Annotated in this window: 21 protein-coding genes; 20 read left to right on the top strand and 1 reads right to left on the bottom strand. The window is 55.2% G+C overall.

The genetic code is table 11. The features are described from left to right. The first annotated feature begins 120 nt into the window (after positions 1 to 120). Together ravA and viaA are read left to right on the top strand one after the other, a co-directional pair. Positions 121 to 1,617 carry an ATPase RavA gene (ravA, locus tag ET34_RS0111890; RefSeq protein WP_031522306.1) on the top strand — a complete coding sequence of 499 codons (1,497 nt, stop codon included), beginning with the start codon at positions 121 to 123 and terminating at the stop codon, positions 1,615 to 1,617. Further along, complete coding sequence (gene viaA / locus ET34_RS0111885) at positions 1,614 to 3,065, top strand: ATPase RavA stimulator ViaA (RefSeq protein WP_031522305.1); 1,452 nt, start codon at positions 1,614 to 1,616, stop codon at positions 3,063 to 3,065. Before ravA ends, viaA begins: the two co-directional genes overlap by 4 nt. Here the strand turns inward: viaA and asnA are convergent, their stop codons facing one another. Beyond that, positions 3,066 to 4,058 carry an aspartate--ammonia ligase gene (gene asnA, locus ET34_RS0111880; protein WP_031522304.1) on the bottom strand — a complete coding sequence of 331 codons (993 nt, stop codon included), beginning with the start codon at positions 4,056 to 4,058 and terminating at the stop codon, positions 3,066 to 3,068. 152 nt (positions 4,059 to 4,210) lie between these two features. Between asnA and asnC the strand changes: the two genes are divergently transcribed. The 18 genes from asnC to pstA all read left to right on the top strand — a co-directional run bounded on the left by asnC (position 4,211) and on the right by pstA (position 22,834). Then, entirely contained in the window at positions 4,211 to 4,669 is a 459-nt protein-coding gene (gene asnC, locus ET34_RS0111875; protein WP_031522303.1) for a transcriptional regulator AsnC, read from the top strand. A 136-nt stretch (positions 4,670 to 4,805) separates the two neighbouring features. Beyond that, a complete protein-coding gene (mioC, locus tag ET34_RS0111870) occupies positions 4,806 to 5,258 on the top strand; it encodes an FMN-binding protein MioC (protein WP_031522302.1) in 453 nt (150 codons plus the stop codon). A gap of 371 nt (positions 5,259 to 5,629) precedes the next feature. Next, positions 5,630 to 7,519, top strand: a complete 1,890-nt coding sequence (gene mnmG, locus ET34_RS0111865) for a tRNA uridine-5-carboxymethylaminomethyl(34) synthesis enzyme MnmG (RefSeq protein ID WP_031522301.1) — start codon at positions 5,630 to 5,632, stop codon at positions 7,517 to 7,519. A 70-nt stretch (positions 7,520 to 7,589) separates the two neighbouring features. Beyond that, a complete protein-coding gene (gene rsmG, locus ET34_RS0111860) occupies positions 7,590 to 8,213 on the top strand; it encodes a 16S rRNA (guanine(527)-N(7))-methyltransferase RsmG (protein WP_031522300.1) in 624 nt (207 codons plus the stop codon). Between the two features lie 612 nt (positions 8,214 to 8,825). Continuing rightward, a complete protein-coding gene (atpI, locus tag ET34_RS0111855; protein ID WP_031522298.1) occupies positions 8,826 to 9,206 on the top strand; it encodes a F0F1 ATP synthase subunit I in 381 nt (126 codons plus the stop codon). A gap of 8 nt (positions 9,207 to 9,214) precedes the next feature. Further along, positions 9,215 to 10,033: a F0F1 ATP synthase subunit A gene (gene atpB / locus ET34_RS0111850; protein ID WP_031522296.1), complete on the top strand. Its 819-nt coding sequence runs from the start codon at positions 9,215 to 9,217 to the stop codon at positions 10,031 to 10,033. A gap of 49 nt (positions 10,034 to 10,082) precedes the next feature. Beyond that, positions 10,083 to 10,322 (top strand): F0F1 ATP synthase subunit C, encoded by a 240-nt coding sequence (gene atpE / locus ET34_RS0111845; protein WP_000429386.1) that lies wholly within the window; start codon positions 10,083 to 10,085, stop codon positions 10,320 to 10,322. A 58-nt stretch (positions 10,323 to 10,380) separates the two neighbouring features. Beyond that, positions 10,381 to 10,851, top strand: a complete 471-nt coding sequence (atpF, locus tag ET34_RS0111840; protein ID WP_031522295.1) for a F0F1 ATP synthase subunit B — start codon at positions 10,381 to 10,383, stop codon at positions 10,849 to 10,851. Positions 10,852 to 10,865: 14 nt separating this feature from the next. Beyond that, complete coding sequence (atpH, locus tag ET34_RS0111835; protein WP_031522293.1) at positions 10,866 to 11,399, top strand: F0F1 ATP synthase subunit delta; 534 nt, start codon at positions 10,866 to 10,868, stop codon at positions 11,397 to 11,399. A gap of 12 nt (positions 11,400 to 11,411) precedes the next feature. Beyond that, positions 11,412 to 12,953 carry a F0F1 ATP synthase subunit alpha gene (gene atpA / locus ET34_RS0111830; RefSeq protein ID WP_031522291.1) on the top strand — a complete coding sequence of 514 codons (1,542 nt, stop codon included), beginning with the start codon at positions 11,412 to 11,414 and terminating at the stop codon, positions 12,951 to 12,953. A gap of 50 nt (positions 12,954 to 13,003) precedes the next feature. Then, positions 13,004 to 13,867 (top strand): F0F1 ATP synthase subunit gamma, encoded by an 864-nt coding sequence (gene atpG / locus ET34_RS0111825; RefSeq protein WP_031522289.1) that lies wholly within the window; start codon positions 13,004 to 13,006, stop codon positions 13,865 to 13,867. A 26-nt stretch (positions 13,868 to 13,893) separates the two neighbouring features. Further along, a complete protein-coding gene (gene atpD / locus ET34_RS0111820) occupies positions 13,894 to 15,276 on the top strand; it encodes a F0F1 ATP synthase subunit beta (RefSeq protein ID WP_031522287.1) in 1,383 nt (460 codons plus the stop codon). Between the two features lie 20 nt (positions 15,277 to 15,296). After that, positions 15,297 to 15,716 carry a F0F1 ATP synthase subunit epsilon gene (locus ET34_RS0111815; protein WP_031522285.1) on the top strand — a complete coding sequence of 140 codons (420 nt, stop codon included), beginning with the start codon at positions 15,297 to 15,299 and terminating at the stop codon, positions 15,714 to 15,716. 356 nt (positions 15,717 to 16,072) lie between these two features. Continuing rightward, positions 16,073 to 17,443, top strand: coding sequence for a bifunctional UDP-N-acetylglucosamine diphosphorylase/glucosamine-1-phosphate N-acetyltransferase GlmU (glmU, locus tag ET34_RS0111810; RefSeq protein ID WP_031522283.1), 1,371 nt, complete (start codon positions 16,073 to 16,075; stop codon positions 17,441 to 17,443). 219 nt (positions 17,444 to 17,662) lie between these two features. Then, positions 17,663 to 19,492 (top strand): glutamine--fructose-6-phosphate transaminase (isomerizing), encoded by a 1,830-nt coding sequence (glmS, locus tag ET34_RS0111805; protein ID WP_031522281.1) that lies wholly within the window; start codon positions 17,663 to 17,665, stop codon positions 19,490 to 19,492. A gap of 322 nt (positions 19,493 to 19,814) precedes the next feature. After that, a complete protein-coding gene (gene pstS / locus ET34_RS0111800; protein WP_031522279.1) occupies positions 19,815 to 20,855 on the top strand; it encodes a phosphate ABC transporter substrate-binding protein PstS in 1,041 nt (346 codons plus the stop codon). Between the two features lie 129 nt (positions 20,856 to 20,984). Then, positions 20,985 to 21,944, top strand: a complete 960-nt coding sequence (gene pstC, locus ET34_RS0111795) for a phosphate ABC transporter permease PstC (protein WP_031522277.1) — start codon at positions 20,985 to 20,987, stop codon at positions 21,942 to 21,944. Then, positions 21,944 to 22,834 carry a phosphate ABC transporter permease PstA gene (gene pstA, locus ET34_RS0111790; RefSeq protein ID WP_031522275.1) on the top strand — a complete coding sequence of 297 codons (891 nt, stop codon included), beginning with the start codon at positions 21,944 to 21,946 and terminating at the stop codon, positions 22,832 to 22,834. Before pstC ends, pstA begins: the two co-directional genes overlap by 1 nt. Positions 22,835 to 22,838 lie beyond the last annotated feature (4 nt).

Below are 22,838 nucleotides of genomic sequence, written 5' to 3'. Positions count from 1 at the left end.
GCGGCATGGTTAATGTGGCTGCGTCAGACTCTGTTGTCGCATCAATCTGTTACCTGCTCAAATTCAAAACATTTATACTTATTTTCACAGGTTATAACCGGGTAAGGACGCAATTTCATTATGGCTCAATCACATTTGCTGGCGGAAAGAATTTCTCGTCTCAGCGCGGCGCTGGAGAAGGGGCTGTTTGAGCGTAGCCACGCCATTCACCTTTGCCTGCTGGCCGCGCTCAGCGGCGAAAGCGTGTTCCTGCTCGGGCCGCCAGGCATCGCCAAAAGCCTGATTGCCCGCCGCCTCAAATTTGCCTTCCAGCATGCCCGCGCTTTTGAATATTTGATGACCCGTTTCTCCACGCCGGAAGAAGTGTTCGGTCCGCTCTCTATCCAGGCGCTGAAAGATGAAGGCCGCTATGAGCGCCTGACGGCGGGTTATCTGCCGGAAGCGGAAATCGTGTTTCTGGATGAGATATGGAAAGCTGGCCCGGCCATTCTGAATACCCTGCTGACCGCCATCAACGAACGGCGTTTTCGCAACGGTGCGCACGAGGAGAGAATCCCGATGCGCCTGCTGGTTGCCGCCTCCAACGAACTGCCGGAAGCCGACAACAGTCTTGAGGCGCTGTATGACCGGATGCTGATCCGTCTGTGGCTCGACAACGTGCAGGAGAAAGGCAATTTCCGTTCAATGCTGATAAGCCAGCAGGATGAAAACGCTATCCCGATTGCGCCCGGTCTGCAGATTAGTGATGAAGAATATCACCAGTGGCAGCAGGATATCGGCAAGGTTGTCCTGCCGGATCACGTCTTTGAATTGATCTTTACACTGCGCCAGCAGCTTAACGAGTTGCCGGGCGCGCCCTACGTCTCTGACCGCCGCTGGAAAAAGGCTATTCACCTGTTGCAGGCGAGCGCCTTTTTCTCGGGCCGCAGCGCCGTCGCGCCCATCGATCTTATTCTGCTGAAAGACTGTCTGTGGCATGACGCCGAGACCCTGCAACTGATGCAGCAGCAGCTCGAATTATTGATGACCGGACATGGATGGCAGCAGCACGCGATGCTTTCCCGGCTGGGTGCCATTCAGCAGCGCCGGATGCAGCTCCAGCAGCAGCAGAGCGATCGCGATGCGCTGAAAGTCGTGAAGCAGGGCGGCATGTTCGCCCGCCGGGCACAGTACCTTCTGCCGGATGAGGTGCAGGGCGAGATCCTGACGCTGTTGTTACAGCAGCCGCTTAAACTGCACGATATGGAAGTCATCCATATCACCCTCCCCCGTGAAGCGTTAAACCAGTGGCTGCAAAAAGGCGGTGAGATCCGCGGCAAGCTCAACGGCATTGGCTTTGCTCAACTTCTGACGCTCGAGGTGGACAGCGCACAGTACCTGGTGATCCGCGATGTCAGCCTGCAGAGTACGCGGCTGGCGTTGCCGGGCCATCAGACGCCGGAGAACCTGCCGCAGGAGATCAGCCAGCAACTGGACGAGCTGGATACCCTGTGGCACCAGCAGCACCTGAGCTTCAGCGAGCAGCAGAAGTGCCTGTTTATTCATCCTGAGTGGCTGGGGCGTATCGAGGCCAGCCTGCAGGACGTGGCGGTGCAGATTAAACAGGCGCGGCAATGATCACCGTTGATACGCTCAACGTGGTTCTGGCCATCAGCGAAGGCGAGATGATTGAGGAGATCATCATCGCCCTGCTCGCCTCTCCGCAGCTGGCGCTGTTTTTCGAGAAGTTTCCACGCTTAAAGCATGCCGTGACTCAGGATCTGCCCCGCTGGCGCGAGCAGTTAAAAAGCCGTCTGCGCGATGCCCGCGTGCCGCAGGAGCTGGCCCAGGAGGTGATGAGCTATCAGAAAGTGCAGCTGCTCTCCACCAGCCAGTTCATCGTGCAGATCCCCGAGACGCTGCGCGCGCTGCGTCAGACCGGGTCGCCGTTTTTCCAGCAGGCAGAACAGCTGGTGGGCAACAACCCTCACTTTACCCCGGCGCTGCATACGCTCTTTTTACAGCGCTGGCGCCTGAGTCTCATCGTTCAGGCCACCTCTCTCAGCCAGCAGGTTTTAGAAGAGGAGCGCGAACAGCTGCTCAGCGAAGTGCAGGAGCGGATGACGCTGAGCGGCCAGCTGGATGCCACGCTGAACGAGAACGATCACGCTGCCGGCAGGCTGTGGGACATGAGCGCCGGTAAGCTCAAACGCGGTGATTATCAGCTGATCGTGAAGTACGGCGAGTTTCTGGCTAACCAGCCGGAGCTGATGAAGCTGGCCGAGCAGCTGGGGCGCTCCCGCGAGGCGAAATCGGTGCCGGTTCACGATGCGCCAATGGAAACCTTTCGCACGCTGGTGCGCGAGCCGGCGAACGTCCCGGAGCAGGTGGAAGGCTTACACCAGAGCGATGACATCCTGCGCCTGCTGCCGCCGGAACTTGCCACGCTCGGCATTACCGAGCTGGAGTATGAGTTTTATCGCCGGCTGGTGGAGAAACAACTTCTGACCTACCGCCTCGCGGGTGACGCCTGGCGTGAAAAAGTCTCGCAGCGGCCGGTAGTGCATCAGGACATGGACGAGCAGCCGCGCGGGCCTTTTATCGTCTGTGTGGATACCTCTGGCTCAATGGGCGGCTTCAACGAGCAGTGCGCCAAAGCGTTCTGTCTGGCGCTGATGCGTATTGCGCTCGCCGATCGCCGACGCTGCTTCATTATGCTGTTCTCCAGCGAAGTGGTGCGCTACGAGCTGACGGGAGAAGATGGGCTGGAACAGGCGATCCGCTTTCTCAGCCAGCGTTTTCGCGGCGGTACCGATCTTGCCAGCTGTTTTCGCGCAATCAGTGAAAAGATGCAGAGCGGTGATGGCGTGGATGCCGACGCGGTGGTGATCTCGGACTTTATTGCCCAGCGGCTGCCGGATGAGGTAGTGCAGAACGTAAAGACATTACAGCGGGTGCAGCAGCACCGTTTTCATGCGGTGGCGATGTCGTCCTATGGAAAACCCGGCATCATGCGCATCTTCGATCATATCTGGCGCTTCGATACCGGGTTGAGAAGCCGTCTGCTACGACGGATCAGGGGATGATTACAGCAAGCCGGATACGCTCTCTGTTACCTGAGCTGGCCACACGCCACACTGCACCTGGCCGATGTGCGGCAGCTGAAGCAGCAGCATGGTCAGGCGCGACTGGCCGATGCCCCCGCCGATGGTCTGCGGCATCTCTCCTTTCAGCAGCGACTGGTGCCACTCCAGCGCCAGACGATCTTCATCGCCGGAGATGGCCAGCTGGCGTTTGAGCGTCTGCGCATCGACGCGAATTCCCATCGACGAGATCTCGAACGCATCTTCCAGCACCGGGTTCCACACCAGAATGTCGCCGTTCAGCCCGGCGAAGCCCTCAGCGGTCGCGGTGGTCCAGTCATCATAATCCGGGGCGCGCACATCGTGACGCTTGCCGTCGCCCAGCTTACCGCCGATGCCGATCAGGAATACGGCACCCAGCTCTTTTGCAATGGCGCGTTCGCGGCCTTTGGCATCCAGTTCCGGGTAGCGCTGTTGCAGCGTTTCGCTGTGCACAAAATGGATCTGCGCCGGCAGGAACGGTGTCAGGCCGTACTGCTCGCTCACGGCCGTTTCGGTCGCTTTGATCCCGTCCCAGATCGCTTCCACGGTACGCTTCAGGGTAGCCAGATCGCGTTCGCCGTCGCCCATCACGCGCTCCCAGTCCCACTGATCCACATAGACAGAGTGAACCGGCGTCAGACGATCTTCATCCGGGCGCAGGGCTTTCATATGGGTATAGATCCCTTCCCCAGCGCTGAAGTCGTGCTGCCCGAGGGTTTTGCGCTTCCATTTTGCCAGGGAGTGCACCACTTCGAACTGCGCCTCCGGCAGGGTTTTCACCCGCACCTGTACCGCTTTCTCGCAGCCAGACAGGTTGTCCTGGGTACCATCGCCAATACGACTGAGGATAGGCGCCTGGACTTCAATCAGCCCCAGCTTCTCTTCCAGCTGGCGAGAGAAGTGTGATTTAACAAAGCTGATCTGACGTTGGGTTGCGATGTAAGCGGATTTCATTTTCATTGACTCCTGATGTCTGTTGCCAATGATTAAGCAATAAATAACCACTGACACTCAATAATCATTAATAAAAAAGGCTTATCGCATTTAAATACGCTAAATTAAAGGCCATTAAAATCATGAATCGACATTATCCATAAGGAAATCCGATGGAAAATTATCAGATCGATAATCTGGACCGCGCCATCCTTGAGTCGTTAATGGCAAATGCACGTACTGCCTATGCCGAACTGGCCAAGCAGTTCGGCGTCAGTCCGGGCACCATTCACGTGCGCGTTGAAAAAATGAAGCAGGCGGGGATTATTACCGGAGCGCGCATTGATATCAGCCCGAAGCAGCTTGGGTATGACGTCTGCTGCTTTATCGGCATTATCCTTAAGAGTGCAAAAGACTATCCCTCGGCGCTGGCAAAGCTGGAAAGTCTGGATGAGGTTACCGAGGCGTACTACACCACCGGGCACTACAGCATCTTTATTAAGGTGATGTGCCGATCCATCGATGCGCTTCAGCAGGTACTTATCAACAAGATCCAGACCATCGATGAAATCCAGTCAACGGAAACGCTGATCTCGCTGCAAAATCCGATCATGCGCACCATCAAACCCTGACAGCACATGCCTTTCCTGCAATACGGCAGCAGCGGGTCGATCCCGTCCGCTGCTTACTATACCCATATTATCCACAGGTAGATCCCAGCCGATTCACAGAGTACACTATGCGTCGTTTCTTTAAAGGCAGGTATCCATGGCTGAGATCACCCTTATTAGCGGCAGCACCCTTGGCGGCGCAGAGTATGTAGCAGAGCATCTGGCAGAGAAACTGGAAGATGCCGGATTTACCACCCAGACGCTGCACGGCCCGCTGCTTGAAGATCTCCCGCTAAGCGGTACCTGGCTGGTCATCACCTCCACCCACGGTGCAGGCGATCTGCCGGATAACCTCCAGCCTTTCTATGATGATCTCGACGCTCAGCGTCCGGATCTGAGCAACGTACGTTTTGGTGCAATCGGTATTGGCAGTCGCGAATATGACACCTTCTGCGGTGCGATCGACAAAATCGAGACGCTGATGAAAGGATGTGGGGCAAAAACGGTGGGGGAAACGCTGAGGATCAACGTCCTCGATCATGACATTCCCGAGGATCCGGCAGAAGAATGGGTGGGATCCTGGATTAATTTACTCAAAAACGAACAATAACCAGGCGTTTGAATGTGGATAACTCTGCTGGAAAGCTTGGATTAACCCGTAGTTATCCCAATAACAACCGCAGTATGATTTTTAAGCTGTGCATAACCCTCACTTTTGATCCCAGCTTATACGGTGTGGGATCACCGATCATTCACAGTAAATGATCCTTACTATCTGCTTGATCTACAACGTGGGATCAAGCTTATCCACAGGGAAAGGCGATCGTAATAAGAGATCATAATAGAAAAGATCTCCATATATATAGATCTTCTTTTTAATACCCGATGATCCCGCTGCTTTCTCGCAGGGCTAAAGTTGAGTAGAATCCACGGCCCGGGATCATTACCCTCAATTCGCAACACCGCAGAGGTTCGGCAACCATGTTTTATCAGGATCCTTTCGACGTCATCATCATTGGCGGGGGTCATGCAGGCACAGAGGCCGCGATGGCCGCAGCCCGTATGGGTCAACAGACCCTTCTTTTGACACACAATATCGACACCCTGGGGCAGATGTCCTGCAACCCGGCGATCGGCGGTATTGGGAAAGGACACCTGGTGAAGGAAGTGGATGCGCTCGGCGGTCTGATGGCACAGGCCATCGATCAGGCAGGCATTCAGTTTAGGATACTAAACGCGAGCAAAGGCCCGGCTGTTCGCGCGACACGCGCACAGGCCGATCGCGTGCTCTATCGTCAGGCAGTACGCACCGCCCTGGAGAACCAACCTAACCTGATGATCTTCCAGCAGGCGGTTGACGATCTGATTGTGGAAAACGATCGTGTGGTCGGTGCCGTAACCCAGATGGGCCTCAAGTTCCGCGCCAAAGCGGTGGTTCTGACCGTGGGCACCTTCCTGGACGGCAAAATCCATATCGGACTGGACAACTACAGCGGTGGCCGTGCCGGCGATCCGCCGTCCATTCCGCTGGCGCGTCGTCTGCGCGAACTGCCGCTGCGCGTGAATCGTCTGAAAACCGGTACGCCCCCACGCATTGACGCCCGTACGATTGATTTCAGCGTGCTTGGACAACAGCATGGCGATAACCCAATGCCAGTGTTTTCGTTCATGGGTAACGCTTCCCAGCATCCACGTCAGGTACCGTGCTACATCACGCATACCAATGAGAAAACCCATGACGTGATCCGCCAGAACCTCGATCGTAGCCCGATGTATGCCGGGATCATCGAAGGGATCGGCCCGCGTTACTGCCCGTCCATTGAAGACAAGGTGATGCGTTTTGCCGATCGCAACGCGCATCAGATCTTCCTGGAGCCAGAAGGGCTGACCAGCAACGAGATTTACCCGAACGGCATCTCTACCAGCCTGCCGTTTGACGTGCAGATGCAGATTGTCCGCTCGATGGAAGGGATGGAAAACGCGAAGATCGTGCGTCCCGGCTATGCGATCGAGTACGACTTCTTCGACCCGCGCGATCTGAAACCGACGCTGGAAAGCAAATTCATTGAAGGTCTGTTCTTTGCCGGGCAGATCAACGGCACCACCGGTTACGAAGAGGCGGCCGCTCAGGGTCTGCTGGCTGGCCTTAACGCTGCGCGCTTCTCTGCCGAGAAAGAGGGCTGGGCGCCGCGTCGCGATCAGGCGTATCTCGGTGTGCTGGTGGACGACCTCTCTACGCTCGGCACTAAAGAGCCGTACCGCATGTTTACCTCCCGCGCGGAATATCGTCTGATGCTGCGTGAAGACAACGCTGACCTGCGCCTGACGGAAGCTGGCCGCGAACTCGGGCTGGTGGATGACGCACGCTGGGTGCGCTTCAACGAGAAGCTGGAAAACATCGAGCGCGAGCGTCAACGTCTGAAAGCAACCTGGCTGCACCCGGCCTCGGAGAACGTTGCAGAAGTGAATGCTCACCTCACTGCGCCGCTGTCACGCGAGGCCAGCGGCGAAGATCTGCTGCGCCGTCCGGAGATGACCTACGAGACGCTGATCGGCCTTACGCCGTTCGCACCGGGTCTGGACGATGCGCAGGCCGCAGAGCAGGTTGAAATCCAGGTGAAATACGAGGGGTATATCGCCCGTCAGCAGGAAGAAATTGAAAAACAGCAGCGCAACGAGAACACGCTGCTGCCTGCCACGCTGGACTACCGTCAGGTATCCGGGCTGTCGAACGAAGTGATCGCCAAGCTTAACGATCATAAACCGTCCTCGATCGGCCAGGCGTCACGTATTTCCGGCGTCACACCTGCTGCGATCTCGATTTTGCTGGTCTGGCTTAAAAAACAAGGCATGCTGCGTCGTAGCGCCTGATTGCACGTCCCCTCGCCTGCGGGTGAGGGGAGTGCTTCCTCTCTGATTTCTCTTCCAACAGGTACCGAACGTGCTAAACAAACTCTCTCGTCTGCTCAGCGCCGCGGGCATCACGCTTCCTGAAAATCAGCAGCAGCAGCTGGTGGCCTACGTCGAAATGCTGAACAAGTGGAATAAAGCCTATAATCTTACCTCGGTACGCGATCCGAACGAGATGTTGATCCGTCACATCATGGACAGCATCGTCGTTGAACCGCATATGAACGGCTCGCGCTTCATTGACGTGGGTACCGGACCGGGTCTGCCGGGTATCCCGCTGGCCATTGTGCGTCCTGAAGCGCATTTCACGCTGTTGGATAGCCTTGGCAAACGCGTACGCTTCCTGAAGCAGGTGCAGCACGAGCTGAAGCTGGAGAACGTTACCCCGGTGCAGAGCCGCGTTGAAGATTTCCCTGCTGAACCACCGTTTGATGGCGTGATAAGCCGCGCTTTCGCATCGCTGACGGATATGGTGACCTGGTGTCATCATCTGCCGGGCGAGCAGGGCTGCTTCTATGCGCTGAAAGGCCAGCGTCCTGACGATGAAATCAGCCAGCTGCCTGCCGGGTTCGAAGTGGAAACTATCGTTAAACTGAACGTGCCGCAGCTCGAAGGCGATCGCCATCTGGTGATAATTAAGGCAAACAGAAATTAATTCGCGTCAATAAATCGACAAAATAAGGTTGTTGGTAAAATGTTAACAATGACATTAATTCTCATTGATTACGCTTTTTGCTATTAACCTTATTGTTACTGTGATTTTTCGAGAAGGTAACGTGGCTCTTTTTGTTAATCAGCCAAATAGTAAACTCTGAAAATATCAGGCTGCTAAAAATTGAAATATTCAACTGCAGTTAAATGTTAAAACTTTGTCAGTGATGTCAATAAAACGTTTTAATGTTGTATTGAGGTATTTTAAAAAGAGTACTCGATATTTCACTTAATAATCAAAAGCATGGTGCGGACGCTTTCTGAAGAGATGTTAATAAACAAGCCCGTTAAGTGTTTATAATGTGATCTTAAGCACGCTTTGTAGCCTGGTATTCAATGAAGTTTGCAGTTTATCGCGCTGATTTTGCGATTCTCGAAAACTTCAAAAATAGCGCTGTCGAAATTTAATTAAACATTTGTTCACCTTTTTGCTACTTATTGTTTGAAATCACGAGTCCGCCCCGTATAATTTGACCGCTTTTTGATGCTTGACTCAGAGCGTTAAAGAACGTTTTATACGACACGCAACCTACCCCAAAGGGAGCAGGAGCAAATTATGGCTGTGTCGCTATTAAGCGGAAACGTTGCTCGCAAACTTCTGAAGGTGCAGTTTCTGGCTGTGCTGATTGCAGGAGTGCTGTTTTGCCTCAAAGACCCTTTCTGGGGCGCCTCTGCAGTTTACGGGGGCCTGGCAGTCTGGCTGCCGAACGTATTGTTTATGATTTTTGCCTGGCGTCATCAGGCGCAAACACCCGCACAGGGCCGCGTGGCATGGTCATTCGCCATCGGGGAAGTGCTAAAGGTGATTGCGACCTTCACCCTGCTGGTGGTGGCGCTGGTGTATTTTAAGGCGGTTTTTCTGCCGCTGATTGTGACCTGGTTATCGGTGCTGGTGGTTCAGATACTTGCGCCGGCTGTAATTAACAACAAAGGGTAAGAGGCATCATGTCCGCAGGAGAAATCTCATCACCTCAGGAGTACATAGGTCACCATCTGAATAACCTTCAGATCGATCTTCGTACCTTCTCACTGGTGGATCCGCATAACCCCCCGGCCACCTTCTGGACGCTCAACATCGACTCCATGTTTTTCTCGGTGGTATTGGGCCTGTTGTTCCTGGTGCTGTTCCGTCGTGTGGCGAAGCATGCAACCAGCGGCGTTCCGGGCAAATTCCAGACCGCGGTTGAACTGATTGTCGGCTTCGTACATGGCAGCGTTAAAGACATGTACCACGGCAAGAGCAAGGTCATCGCGCCGTTGGCCCTGACGATTTTCGTCTGGGTATTCCTTATGAACCTGATGGACTTACTGCCAATCGACCTGCTGCCGCTGTTTGCTGAGCACGTCCTTGGCCTGCCTGCGATGCGTGTGGTGCCGTCTGCTGACGTGAACATCACCCTCTCCATGGCGCTGGGCGTATTCGTCCTCATCCTGTTCTACAGCATCAAAATGAAAGGCATTGGCGGCTTCACGAAAGAGTTGACGCTGCAGCCGTTCAATCACTGGGCATTTATTCCTGTCAACTTAATCCTTGAAGGGGTAAGCCTGCTGTCCAAACCGGTATCACTCGGTCTGCGACTGTTCGGCAACATGTATGCCGGTGAGTTGATTTTCATTCTGATTGCTGGTCTGTTGCCGTGGTGGTCACAGTGGATCCTGAATGTGCCGTGGGCCATTTTCCACATCCTGATCATTACGCTGCAAGCCTTCATCTTCATGGTTCTGACGATCGTCTATCTGTCGATGGCGTCTGAAGAGCATTAATTTTTAAACAACACTACTGCGTTTTAACTGAAACAAACTGGAGACTGTCATGGAAAACCTGAATATGGATCTGCTGTACATGGCTGCCGCTGTGATGATGGGTCTTGCGGCAATCGGTGCTGCGATCGGTATCGGCATCCTCGGGGGTAAATTCCTGGAAGGCGCTGCGCGCCAGCCTGATCTGATTCCTCTGCTGCGTACTCAGTTCTTTATCGTAATGGGTCTGGTGGACGCAATCCCGATGATCGCTGTAGGTCTGGGTCTGTACGTGATGTTTGCTGTCGCGTAGTGAGCGTTGCTTTTTACAAGCAATATCAGAACGTTAACTAATAAAGAGGCATTGTGCTGTGAATCTTAACGCAACAATCCTCGGCCAGGCCATCGCGTTTGTCCTGTTCGTTCTGTTCTGCATGAAGTACGTATGGCCGCCAATTATGGCTGCCATCGAAAAACGTCAAAAAGAAATTGCTGACGGGCTGGCTTCCGCAGAACGAGCTAAAAAGGATTTGGACCTTGCACAGGCCAACGCGACCGACCAGCTGAAAAAAGCGAAAGCGGAAGCCCAGGTAATCATCGAGCAGGCGAACAAGCGTCGCTCTCAGATCCTGGACGAAGCTAAAGCTGAAGCAGAACAGGAACGTAACAAAATCGTGACGCAGGCTCAGGCGGAAATTGACGCCGAGCGTAAACGTGCTCGCGAGGAGCTGCGTAAGCAGGTCGCTGTGCTGGCTGTTGCTGGCGCCGAGAAAATCATCGAACGTTCCGTGGATGAAGCTGCTAACAGCGACATCGTCGATAAACTGGTCGCTGAACTGTAAGGAGGGAGGGGCTGATGTCTGAATTTGTAACTGTAGCTCGCCCCTACGCCAAAGCAGCTTTTGACTTTGCCGTCGAACACCAGAGTGTCGATCGCTGGCAGGACATGCTGGCTTTCGCCGCCGAGGTGACGAAAAACGACTACATGGCAGAGCTTATCTCCGGTGCCCTGGCACCGGAAACGCTCGCCGAGTCGTTTATCGCAATTTGTGGTGAGCAGCTGGACGCCAATGGCCAGAACCTGATTAAGGTAATGGCTTCTAATGGTCGTCTGAAAGCGCTCCCTGACGTTCTTGAGCTTTTCATTGAGTTACGCGAAGCCAGCGAGGCTACTGCGGAAGTTGAAGTCACTTCTGCAAACGTACTGAGTGAAGACCAGCTCTCGAAAATCAGCGCCGCGATGGAAAAACGTCTATCACGCAAAGTGAAGCTGAATTGCAAAATCGATAAGTCTGTAATGGCAGGCGTAATCATCCGCTCGGGTGATATGGTCATTGATGGTAGCGTACGCGGCCGTCTTGAGCGCCTTGCAGACGTCTTGCAGTCTTAAGGGGACTGGAGCATGCAACTGAATTCCACCGAAATCAGCGAACTGATCAAGCAGCGCATTGCTCAGTTCAATGTTGTGAGCGAAGCTCACAACGAAGGTACTATTGTTTCTGTAAGCGACGGTGTTATCCGCATCAACGGCCTGGCCGATGTAATGCAGGGCGAAATGATCGCACTGCCGGGTAACCGTTACGCTATCGCACTGAACCTGGAGCGCGACTCCGTAGGTGCCGTGGTAATGGGTCCGTATTCTGACCTCGCCGAAGGCATGAAAGTGAAGTGCACCGGTCGTATCCTGGAAGTTCCGGTTGGCCGTGGCCTGCTGGGCCGTGTGGTTAACACCCTGGGTGCGCCGATTGATGGTAAAGGTCCGATCGACAACGATGGTTTCTCACCAATCGAAGTTATCGCACCGGGCGTTATCGATCGTCAGTCCGTTGATCAGCCGGTACAGACCGGTTACAAATCCGTCGATGCGATGATTCCAATCGGCCGTGGCCAGCGTGAGCTGATCATCGGTGACCGTCAGACCGGTAAAACCGCGATGGCAATCGATGCGATCATCAACCAGCGCGACTCCGGCATCAAATGCGTGTACGTCGCTATCGGCCAGAAAGCGTCCACTATTTCTAACGTGGTACGTAAGCTGGAAGAACACAACGCGCTGGCTAACACCATCGTTGTGGTTGCTACCGCGTCTGAATCCGCTGCGCTGCAGTACCTGGCTCCGTACGCCGGCTGCGCGATGGGCGAATACTTCCGCGACCGCGGTGAAGATGCACTGATCGTTTACGATGACCTGTCTAAACAGGCTGTTGCTTACCGTCAGGTTTCCCTGCTGCTGCGCCGTCCGCCAGGACGTGAAGCATTCCCGGGCGACGTGTTCTATCTCCACTCCCGTCTGCTGGAGCGTGCATCTCGCGTTAGCGCTGAGTACGTTGAGCGTTTCACCAACGGTGAAGTGAAAGGCCAAACCGGTTCTCTGACCGCGCTGCCGATCATCGAAACCCAGGCGGGTGACGTTTCTGCGTTCGTTCCGACCAACGTAATCTCCATTACCGATGGTCAGATCTTCCTGGAAACCAACCTGTTTAACTCCGGTATTCGTCCGGCGGTTAACCCGGGTATCTCCGTATCCCGTGTTGGTGGTGCTGCTCAGACCAAGATCATCAAGAAACTGTCCGGTGGTATTCGTACCGCGCTGGCACAGTATCGTGAACTGGCTGCGTTCTCTCAGTTCGCATCCGATCTGGACGAAGCAACCCGTAAACAGCTGAGCCACGGTCAGAAAGTGACCGAGCTGCTGAAGCAGAAACAGTACGCGCCAATGTCTGTTGCTCAGCAGGGTCTGGTACTGTTCGCGGCTGAACGCGGTTACCTCGAAGATGTGGAACTGGCGAAAATCGGTAGCTTCGAAGCCGCTCTGCTGGCTTACGTTGACCGTGACCACGCTCCGCTGATGCAAGAGATTAACCAGACCGGTGGCTATAACGATGAAATCGAAGGCAAGCTGAAAAGCATCCTCGATTCCTTCAAAGCAACCCAGTCCTGGTAACGTCTGGCGGCTTGCTGTAAGGCAAGCCGCAAGGCATTGAGGAGAAGCTCATGGCCGGCGCAAAAGAGATACGTAGTAAGATCGCAAGCGTCCAGAACACGCAAAAGATCACTAAAGCGATGGAGATGGTCGCCGCTTCCAAAATGCGTAAATCGCAGGATCGCATGGCGGCCAGCCGTCCTTATGCAGATACCATGCGCAAAGTGATCAGTCACCTTGCCACCGGTAATCTGGAATATAAGCACCCTTACCTGGAAGAGCGCGACGTAAAACGCGTGGGCTACCTGGTGGTGTCTACCGACCGTGGTCTGTGCGGTGGCTTGAACATTAACCTGTTCAAAAAACTGCTGGCGGATATGAAAGAGTGGTCTGATAAAGGCGTTCAGTGCGACATCGCAATGATCGGCTCCAAAGGCGTGTCATTCTTCAACTCCGTAGGCGGCAACATTGTCGCTCAGGTAACTGGCATGGGGGATAACCCTTCCCTGTCCGAACTGATCGGCCCGGTAAAAGTGATGTTGCAGGCCTATGATGAAGGCCGTCTGGACAAGCTGTACGTTGTCAGCAACAAATTTATTAACACCATGTCTCAGGCTCCAACCATCACTCAGCTGCTGCCGTTACCGGCTTCAGAAGATGAAGAGTTGAATCGCAAATCCTGGGATTACCTGTATGAGCCAGATCCGAAAGCGCTGCTGGATACTCTCCTGCGTCGTTATGTGGAATCTCAGGTTTATCAGGGCGTGGTAGAAAACCTGGCCAGCGAGCAGGCCGCACGAATGGTGGCGATGAAAGCCGCAACCGATAATGGCGGCAGCCTGATTAAAGAGCTGCAGTTGGTATACAACAAAGCTCGTCAGGCCAGCATTACTCAGGAACTCACCGAGATTGTCTCGGGGGCCGCCGCGGTTTAACCAGGTTATTTCGTAGAGGATTCAAGATGGCTACTGGAAAGATTGTCCAGGTAATCGGCGCCGTGGTCGACGTCGAGTTCCCTCAGGATGCCGTACCAAAGGTGTACGATGCCCTTGAGGTAACAAATGGTGATGAGCGTCTGGTGCTTGAAGTGCAGCAGCAGCTCGGCGGCGGTATCGTACGTACCATCGCAATGGGTTCTTCCGACGGTCTGCGTCGTGGTCTGGATGTTGCCGACCTCGCTCACCCGATTGAAGTCCCGGTAGGTAAAGCGACCCTGGGCCGTATCATGAACGTGCTGGGTCAGCCGATCGACATGAAAGGCGACATCGGCGAAGAAGAGCGTTGGGCTATTCACCGTCCGGCACCGTCCTACGAAGAGCTGTCCAGCTCTCAGGAACTGCTGGAAACCGGCATCAAAGTAATCGACCTGATGTGTCCGTTCGCGAAGGGCGGTAAAGTGGGTCTGTTCGGTGGTGCGGGCGTAGGTAAAACCGTAAACATGATGGAACTCATTCGTAACATCGCGATTGAGCACTCCGGTTACTCCGTGTTTGCAGGCGTGGGCGAACGTACCCGTGAAGGTAACGACTTCTACCACGAAATGACCGACTCCAACGTTCTGGACAAAGTATCCCTGGTTTACGGCCAGATGAACGAGCCGCCGGGAAACCGTCTGCGCGTTGCACTGACCGGCCTGACCATGGCTGAGAAATTCCGTGAAGAAGGTCGTGACGTACTGCTGTTCGTCGATAACATCTACCGTTACACCCTGGCCGGTACTGAAGTATCCGCACTGCTGGGTCGTATGCCTTCCGCGGTAGGTTATCAGCCGACGCTGGCGGAAGAGATGGGCGTTCTGCAGGAACGTATCACCTCGACCAAAACCGGTTCTATCACCTCCGTTCAGGCGGTATACGTACCTGCGGATGACCTGACTGACCCGTCCCCAGCCACCACCTTTGCGCACTTAGACGCAACCGTGGTACTGAGCCGTCAGATCGCGTCTCTGGGTATCTACCCGGCCGTTGACCCGCTGGATTCCACCAGCCGTCAGCTCGATCCGCTGGTGGTTGGTCAGGAGCACTACGACACCGCGCGTGGCGTTCAGTCCATCCTGCAGCGTTATCAGGAACTGAAAGACATCATCGCGATCCTCGGTATGGACGAGCTGTCTGAAGAAGACAAACTGGTTGTAGCGCGTGCGCGTAAAATCCAGCGCTTCCTGTCCCAGCCGTTCTTCGTAGCGGAAGTCTTCACCGGTTCTCCGGGCAAGTACGTGTCGCTGAAAGACACTATCCGTGGCTTTAAAGGCATCATGGACGGTGAATTCGACCATCTGCCGGAGCAGGCGTTTTACATGGTTGGCTCCATCGACGAAGCCGTGGAAAAAGCCAAAAAACTTTAACGCCTTAATCGGAGGGTGACATGGCTATGACTTACCACCTGGATGTCGTGAGTGCTGAGAAACAGATGTTTACCGGCACCGTGGAAAAAATCCAGGTAACGGGTAGCGAAGGTGAGCTGGGTATTTACCCGGGCCACGCCCCGCTGCTCACTGCCATTAAGCCTGGTATGATCCGCATCGTTAAGCAGCACGGTCATGAAGAGTATATCTACCTGTCCGGCGGGGTACTTGAAGTACAACCCGGCAGCGTGACCGTTCTGGCTGATACCGCGATTCGTGGTCAGGATCTCGACGAAGCGCGAGCCCTGGAAGCGAAGCGTAAGGCTGAAGAGCAGGTGCGTAGCTCCCACGGTGACGTGGACTATGCCCAGGCTTCTGCTGAACTGGCTAAAGCGATCGCGAAACTGCGCGTTATCGAGTTGACCAAAAAAGCGATGTAACACCGGCTTGAACGTGAAAATGCCAGTCTGATGACTGGCATTTTTTTTGTCCGTTATTCGTCGCGCTACGGGCGTTCTGCCTGCATAAAACCCGTCGCCACCTGCCCCCTCTTCTCATTCCGGATGCAGCACTTAATTTCAGACAATTAAAAAAGCGCTACACTGTGGAGAATTCCACGACCCGGACGGTTTGTTATGCGCTCAGAACAGGCAGAAAAGGCCTGAGATGGGGCTGAAAACGCCCGTGGATAACGGAAAAATGTCGCTTTCAGTGGTGCCATTTCATGCTGAAAAATATGTAGAATTTTCAATGTGAAACCGTTTTACTTCTTACCAAATTTTGAATCAGGACGCGTATGTCAAACAATGCATTAAGCGTGGTGATCCTCGCCGCTGGCAAAGGGACCCGCATGTATTCCGATCTGCCGAAGGTGCTGCACCGTATCGCCGGGAAACCAATGGTTCAGCATGTCATTGATACTGCTAATAAATCAGGCGCGAAAAACGTGCATCTGGTATATGGCCACGGCGGTGAACTGCTGAAGCAGACGCTGCGCGGCGACGCGCTGAACTGGGTATTGCAGGCCGAACAGTTGGGTACCGGACACGCGATGCAGCAGGCCGCCCCGTTCTTTTCCGATGACGAAGACATCCTGATGCTCTACGGCGACGTACCGCTGATTACCTTAGAGACGCTGACCCGCCTGCGTGCGGCGAAGCCGCAGGGCGGCATTGGTCTGCTGACCGTCAAACTCGACGACCCGACCGGCTATGGCCGCATCGTGCGTGAGAATGGCGCGGTCGTCGGCATTGTTGAACACAAAGACGCAACCGAGGCGCAGCGCCAGATTAACGAAATCAACACCGGCATTCTGGTGGCCAACGGGGCCGACCTGAAGCGCTGGTTGGGCAAGCTGAACAACAATAATGCGCAGGGCGAATATTACATTACGGACGTGATCGCGATGGCGCATCAGGAAGGCCGTGAGGTGGTTGCTGCGCACCCGGATCGCCTGAGTGAAGTGGAAGGCGTGAATAACCGCCTGCAGCTCTCCCGTCTTGAGCGCGTGTATCAGGCAGAGCAGGCGGAAAAACTGCTGCTTGCTGGCGTGATGCTGCTCGATCCGACCCGTTTCGATCTGCGCGGCGAGCTGACACATGGCCGCGACGTTGAGATCGACACTAACGTCATCATCGAAGGTCAGGTCACCCTCGGTCACCGCGTGAAGATCGGTACCGGCTGCGTGATTAAAAACAGCGTCATCGGTGACGACTGCGAAATCAGCCCTTATACCGTGGTGGAAGATGCGCGCCTCGACGCCGCCTGCACCATCGGGCCGTTTGCCCGTCTGCGTCCGGGTGCTGAGCTGGCAGAAGGCGCCCACGTCGGCAACTTCGTTGAGATGAAAAAAGCGCGCCTGGGCAAAGGCTCCAAAGCGGGTCATCTCAGCTATCTGGGCGATGCCGAGATTGGCGATAACGTAAATATCGGCGCGGGCACCATCACCTGCAACTACGATGGCGCGAACAAGCATAAAACGTTGATTGGCGATGACGTGTTTGTCGGCTCCGATACCCAGCTGGTGGCCCCGGTTAGCGTCGGCAACGGCGCCACCATCGCCGCAGGCACCACCGTGACGCGCGATGTTGCAGAGCACGAGCTGGTGCTGAGCCGCGTTCCGCAGGTGCACAAGCAGGGCTGGCAGCGTCCGGTGAAGAAAAAGTAATACGCGGCGGGCGGCATTTTGCTGCCCGCTGAACGTTTGCACGTCGGGGATGTGAAAGCACCTGCGACGTGCCGGGATGAGGGGATAACATAATCTCCCGCCCACCAGCAGTACCAGAATAATAACCCCACTCTCTACAAGGCTCGGGGCGCCCGGTAAACGGGCAACAAGGTCGTCAGACAACGCGTGGCGTAATGCCAGAATCAGGAATCAAAAACTATGTGTGGAATTGTTGGCGCGGTCGCGCAACGTGATATTGCTGAGATCCTTCTCGAAGGGTTGCGTCGTCTGGAGTATCGCGGCTATGACTCTGCGGGTCTGGCGGTGGTGGACAGTGAAGGCAGGATGACGCGTCTGCGCCGTCTTGGCAAAGTACAGATGCTGGCTCAGGCGGCAGAAGAGCACGCCCTGCACGGCGGTACGGGGATTGCCCATACCCGCTGGGCGACCCACGGCGAACCGTCAGAAGGGAATGCGCACCCGCATGTTTCTGAACATATCGTGGTAGTGCACAATGGCATTATCGAAAACCACGAACCGCTGCGTGAAGAACTGAAAGCGCGCGGCTATACCTTCGTCTCCGAAACCGACACCGAAGTTATCGCTCACCTGGTGCACTGGGAGCTGGCCCAGGGCGGTACGCTGCGCGAAGCGGTGCTGCGTACTATCCCGCAGCTGCGCGGTGCCTACGGCACGGTGATCATGGATACCCGCGACCCGAGCACCCTGCTGGCGGCCCGTTCCGGCAGCCCGCTGGTTATCGGCCTCGGCATGGGGGAAAACTTTATCGCCTCCGATCAGCTGGCGCTTCTCCCGGTGACCCGCCGCTTTATCTTCCTTGAAGAGGGCGATATTGCCGAAGTGACCCGCCGCAGCGTGAAGGTGTTCGATAAGTCTGGCGCGGAAACCACGCGTCAGGAGATCGAATCCAACCTGCAGTACGATGCGGGCGATAAAGGTATCTACCGTCACTACATGCAGAAAGAGATTTACGAGCAGCCGAACGCTATCAAAAATACCCTGACCGGGCGCATCAGCCACGGTGAGGTTGATCTCAGCGAACTGGGCCCGCAGGCGAACGCGCTGCTGTCACAGGTAGAGCACATCCAGATCGTAGCGTGCGGCACGTCGTACAACTCCGGTATGGTGTCGCGCTACTGGTTTGAATCGCTGGCGGGCGTGCCGTGTGACGTGGAGATCGCCTCTGAGTTCCGCTACCGTAAATCCGCCGTGCGCCGTAACAGCCTGATGATCACCCTGTCGCAGTCCGGCGAAACCGCAGATACTCTGGCGGCGCTGCGTCTGTCGAAAGAGCTGGGTTATCTGGGCTCGCTGGCGATCTGCAACGTGCCTGGCTCCTCGCTGGTGCGTGAATCTGACCTGGCGCTGATGACCAAAGCGGGCACCGAAATTGGCGTGGCGTCTACCAAGGCGTTTACCACCCAGTTGACCGTGCTGCTGATGCTGGTGGCGAAACTGAGCCGTCTGAAAGGCGTGGACGCGGCGATTGAACAGGACATCGTGCATGGCCTGCAGGCGCTGCCGAACCGTATCGAGCAGATGCTCTCTCAGGACAAACGCATCGAGGCGCTGGCGGAAGCCTTCTCTGACAAGCATCACGCGCTGTTCCTTGGCCGCGGCGATCAATATCCGATTGCCCTTGAAGGTGCGCTGAAGCTGAAAGAGATCTCCTACATCCACGCCGAAGCCTACGCGGCAGGGGAGCTGAAACACGGCCCGCTGGCGCTGATTGACGCTGACATGCCGGTGATCGTGGTGGCGCCGAACAACGAGCTGCTGGAAAAACTGAAATCTAACATCGAAGAAGTACGCGCCCGCGGCGGTGTGCTGTTTGTCTTCGCCGATCAGGATGCCGGTTTCACCAGCAGCGATAACATGCACATTATCCAGATGCCGCATGTGGAAGAGAGCATCGCCCCGATCTTCTATACCGTTCCGCTGCAGCTGCTGGCCTATCACGTCGCGCTTATTAAAGGCACCGACGTCGATCAGCCGCGCAACCTGGCAAAATCGGTGACCGTCGAGTAATTCTCACGCCCCGCTTGATAATAAGCGGGGCATTTTATCTTTATCCCCGCCCGCAATTCTCACCATCAGATGCGCTTCAGAAATGACTTTCTGTCATATTCGGCTATTTTTTCACTGTAATAAAAATAAAATTTTACCGACATCCTGTCGTCATCTTTCTCCTTATCTGATTGAAAAGACATAGTTTTACGAAAAATCTTATCGACAAGATCCCGCTGTCACAAAACTGTCATATTTCGTACATTTAGCTGTCACCTGTTTGTCCTATTTTGCTCATCGTGGAAACTAAACAACACCTTACGAACACCTTGCAGGAGACATTATGAACATCATGCGTACCACTGTCGCAACTGTTGTCGCCGCGACCTTCTCCCTGAGCGCTTTCGCTGTTAACGCAGCGGCAAGCCTGACTGGCGCGGGTGCAACCTTCCCTGCGCCGGTGTATGCCAAATGGGCAGATACCTATCAGAAAGCTACCGGTAGCAAAGTGAACTACCAGGGTATCGGCTCCTCAGGTGGTGTAAAACAGATTATCGCTAACACCGTTGATTTCGGCGCCTCTGACGCCCCGCTGTCTGACGAGAAACTGCAGCAGGAAGGGCTGTTCCAGTTCCCGACCGTTATCGGTGGTGTGGTGCTGGCCATCAACGTTCCGGGCATCAAAACCGGTGAGCTGGTGCTGGACGGCAAAACCCTGGGTGACATCTACCTGGGCAAAATCAAAAAATGGGATGACGCGGCAATCACCAAACTCAACCCGGGTCTGAAACTGCCTTCTCAGAACATCGCCGTTGTGCGTCGTGCTGACGGTTCAGGCACCTCCTTCGTCTTCACCGGCTACCTGGCCAAAGTGAACGAAGAGTGGAAATCTAAAGTAGGCTCTGGCTCTACCGTTAACTGGCCGACCGGTCTGGGCGGTAAAGGTAACGACGGTATCGCAGCCTTCGTACAGCGTCTGCCGGGTGCTATCGGTTACGTTGAATACGCTTACGCTAAGCAGAACAACCTGGCTTACACCAAGCTGATCTCTGCTGACGGCAAGCCGGTAAGCCCGACCGAAGAGAGCTTCTCCAACGCCGCGAAAGAAGTGGACTGGAGCAAATCCTTCGCACAGGACCTGACTAACCAGAAAGGTGACGATGCGTGGCCGATTACCTCCACCACCTTCATCCTGGTTCACAAAGAGCAGAAGAAACCTGAGCAGGGCGCTGAAGTGCTGAAGTTCTTCGACTGGGCCTTCAAAGACGGCGCCAAAGAAGCGAACGACCTGGATTACGCCAGCCTGCCGGACAGCGTTGTTGAGCAGATTCGTGCAGCATGGAAAACCAACGTAAAAGACAGCAGCGGTAAAGCACTGTACTAAGCGTATCGGGGCGGATGACAATGCGTTATCCGCCCGCATAACAGGATGTTATAGTTGATTTTCAGGCCCGGTACGCTCACGCAACCGGGCAGTTTGTTAGAGTCAGTACCTAAACCTAAAGAGTAACTTATGGCTGCAACCAAGCCTGCATTTACGCCTCCAGGCAAAAAAGGTGACATGATATTCAGCGCGCTGGTAAGACTGGCTGCGCTGATTGTGCTATTGCTGCTGGGCGGCATTATCATCTCCCTTATCATCTCCTCCTGGCCAAGTATTCAGAAGTTTGGCTTCTCCTTCCTCTGGACCAAAGAGTGGGATGCGCCTAACGACATCTACGGTGCGCTGGTGCCGATCTACGGCACGCTGGTGACCTCCTTTATTGCGCTACTGATCGCCGTCCCGGTGAGCTTCGGTATCGCGTTGTTCCTGACGGAACTGGCCCCGGCCTGGCTTAAACGCCCGCTGGGTATTGCCATTGAACTGCTCGCGGCTATTCCGAGTATCGTGTACGGCATGTGGGGGCTGTTCATCTTCGCCCCGCTGTTCGCGACGTATTTCCAGGAGCCGGTCGGCAACGTGCTGTCCAATATTCCGTTTGTTGGCGCGCTGTTCTCTGGTCCGGCATTCGGGATTGGTATCCTGGCGGCGGGCGTCATTCTCGCCATCATGATCATCCCTTACATCGCGGCGGTAATGCGCGATGTGTTTGAACAAACCCCGGTGATGATGAAAGAGTCGGCCTACGGCATCGGCTGCACTACCTGGGAAGTGATCTGGCGCATTGTGCTGCCGTTCACCAAAAACGGCGTTATCGGCGGCGTGATGCTGGGCCTCGGTCGTGCGCTGGGGGAAACCATGGCGGTGACCTTCATCATCGGTAACACCTACCAGCTCGACAGTGCCTCGCTCTATATGCCGGGTAACAGCATCACCTCCGCGCTGGCGAATGAGTTCGCCGAAGCGGAATCCGGTCTGCATGTGGCCGCGCTGATGGAACTGGGTCTGATCCTGTTCGTGATCACCTTCATCGTACTCGCGATTTCTAAATTCATGATCATGCGTCTGGCGAAAAACGAGGGGGCGCGCTAATGGCTACCTTAGAACTTCAACATACCGCCGGTCTGGCGGAGTCGCGCCGTAAAATGCAGGCGAAGCGCCGCATGAAGAACCGTCTCGCCCTGACGCTCTCTATGGCGACCATGGCGTTTGGTCTGTTCTGGCTGGTGTGGATCCTGTTCTCTACCGTCACGCGCGGTATCGACGGCATGTCGCTGGCGCTGTTCACCGAGATGACGCCGCCGCCGAACACCGCAGGCGGTGGTCTGGCGAACGCCCTCGCGGGCAGCGGCCTGCTGATCCTGTGGGCCACGGTTATCGGTACGCCGTTAGGTATCCTGGCGGGTATTTATCTGGCGGAGTACGGGCGTAAATCATGGCTCGCTGAAGTCATTCGCTTCATCAACGACATTCTGCTCTCTGCCCCGTCTATCGTGGTGGGCCTGTTTGTTTACACCATCGTGGTGGCGCAGATGGAGCACTTCTCCGGCTGGGCGGGTGTGATTGCGCTGGCGCTGCTGCAGGTGCCTATCGTAATCCGTACCACCGAGAACATGATGAAGCTGGTGCCGGACAGCCTGCGTGAAGCGGCTTACGCTCTCGGTACGCCGAAGTGGAAGATGATCTCCGCCATTACGCTGAAAGCGTCCGTTTCCGGGATTATCACCGGCGTGCTGCTGGCCGTAGCCCGTATCGCAGGCGAAACCGCACCGCTGCTGTTTACCGCGCTCTCCAACCAGTTCTGGAGCACGGACATGATGCAGCCTATCGCTAACCTGCCGGTAACCATTTTCAAATTCGCCATGAGTCCGTTTGCCGAGTGGCAACAGCTGGCCTGGGCCGGGGTGCTGATTATTACGCTGTGCGTCCTGTTGCTGAATATCCTGGCGCGCGTGCTGTTCGCCAAAGGTAAACACGGTTAATTTT

This window comes from Siccibacter colletis, assembly GCF_000696575.1.
Lineage (GTDB): Bacteria > Pseudomonadota > Gammaproteobacteria > Enterobacterales > Enterobacteriaceae > Siccibacter > Siccibacter colletis.
Note: the sequence above shows the minus strand (reverse complement) of the source record. Positions and strands in the feature narration are given on the sequence as shown.

What these genes read in the sequence shown, in the direction of transcription:
- ravA (WP_031522306.1), top strand. Translation starts at nt 121, where the DNA reads ATGGCTCAATCACATTTGCTGGCGGAAAGAATTTCTCGTCTCAGCGCG.
- viaA (WP_031522305.1), top strand. Translation starts at nt 1,614, where the DNA reads ATGATCACCGTTGATACGCTCAACGTGGTTCTGGCCATCAGCGAAGGC.
- asnA (WP_031522304.1), bottom strand. Translation starts at nt 4,058, where the DNA reads ATGAAATCCGCTTACATCGCAACCCAACGTCAGATCAGCTTTGTTAAA.
- asnC (WP_031522303.1), top strand. Translation starts at nt 4,211, where the DNA reads ATGGAAAATTATCAGATCGATAATCTGGACCGCGCCATCCTTGAGTCG.
- mioC (WP_031522302.1), top strand. Translation starts at nt 4,806, where the DNA reads ATGGCTGAGATCACCCTTATTAGCGGCAGCACCCTTGGCGGCGCAGAG.
- mnmG (WP_031522301.1), top strand. Translation starts at nt 5,630, where the DNA reads ATGTTTTATCAGGATCCTTTCGACGTCATCATCATTGGCGGGGGTCAT.
- atpI (WP_031522298.1), top strand. Translation starts at nt 8,826, where the DNA reads ATGGCTGTGTCGCTATTAAGCGGAAACGTTGCTCGCAAACTTCTGAAG.
- atpB (WP_031522296.1), top strand. Translation starts at nt 9,215, where the DNA reads ATGTCCGCAGGAGAAATCTCATCACCTCAGGAGTACATAGGTCACCAT.
- atpE (WP_000429386.1), top strand. Translation starts at nt 10,083, where the DNA reads ATGGAAAACCTGAATATGGATCTGCTGTACATGGCTGCCGCTGTGATG.
- atpH (WP_031522293.1), top strand. Translation starts at nt 10,866, where the DNA reads ATGTCTGAATTTGTAACTGTAGCTCGCCCCTACGCCAAAGCAGCTTTT.
- atpA (WP_031522291.1), top strand. Translation starts at nt 11,412, where the DNA reads ATGCAACTGAATTCCACCGAAATCAGCGAACTGATCAAGCAGCGCATT.
- atpG (WP_031522289.1), top strand. Translation starts at nt 13,004, where the DNA reads ATGGCCGGCGCAAAAGAGATACGTAGTAAGATCGCAAGCGTCCAGAAC.
- atpD (WP_031522287.1), top strand. Translation starts at nt 13,894, where the DNA reads ATGGCTACTGGAAAGATTGTCCAGGTAATCGGCGCCGTGGTCGACGTC.
- ET34_RS0111815 (WP_031522285.1), top strand. Translation starts at nt 15,297, where the DNA reads ATGGCTATGACTTACCACCTGGATGTCGTGAGTGCTGAGAAACAGATG.
- glmU (WP_031522283.1), top strand. Translation starts at nt 16,073, where the DNA reads ATGTCAAACAATGCATTAAGCGTGGTGATCCTCGCCGCTGGCAAAGGG.
- glmS (WP_031522281.1), top strand. Translation starts at nt 17,663, where the DNA reads ATGTGTGGAATTGTTGGCGCGGTCGCGCAACGTGATATTGCTGAGATC.
- pstS (WP_031522279.1), top strand. Translation starts at nt 19,815, where the DNA reads ATGAACATCATGCGTACCACTGTCGCAACTGTTGTCGCCGCGACCTTC.
- pstC (WP_031522277.1), top strand. Translation starts at nt 20,985, where the DNA reads ATGGCTGCAACCAAGCCTGCATTTACGCCTCCAGGCAAAAAAGGTGAC.
- pstA (WP_031522275.1), top strand. Translation starts at nt 21,944, where the DNA reads ATGGCTACCTTAGAACTTCAACATACCGCCGGTCTGGCGGAGTCGCGC.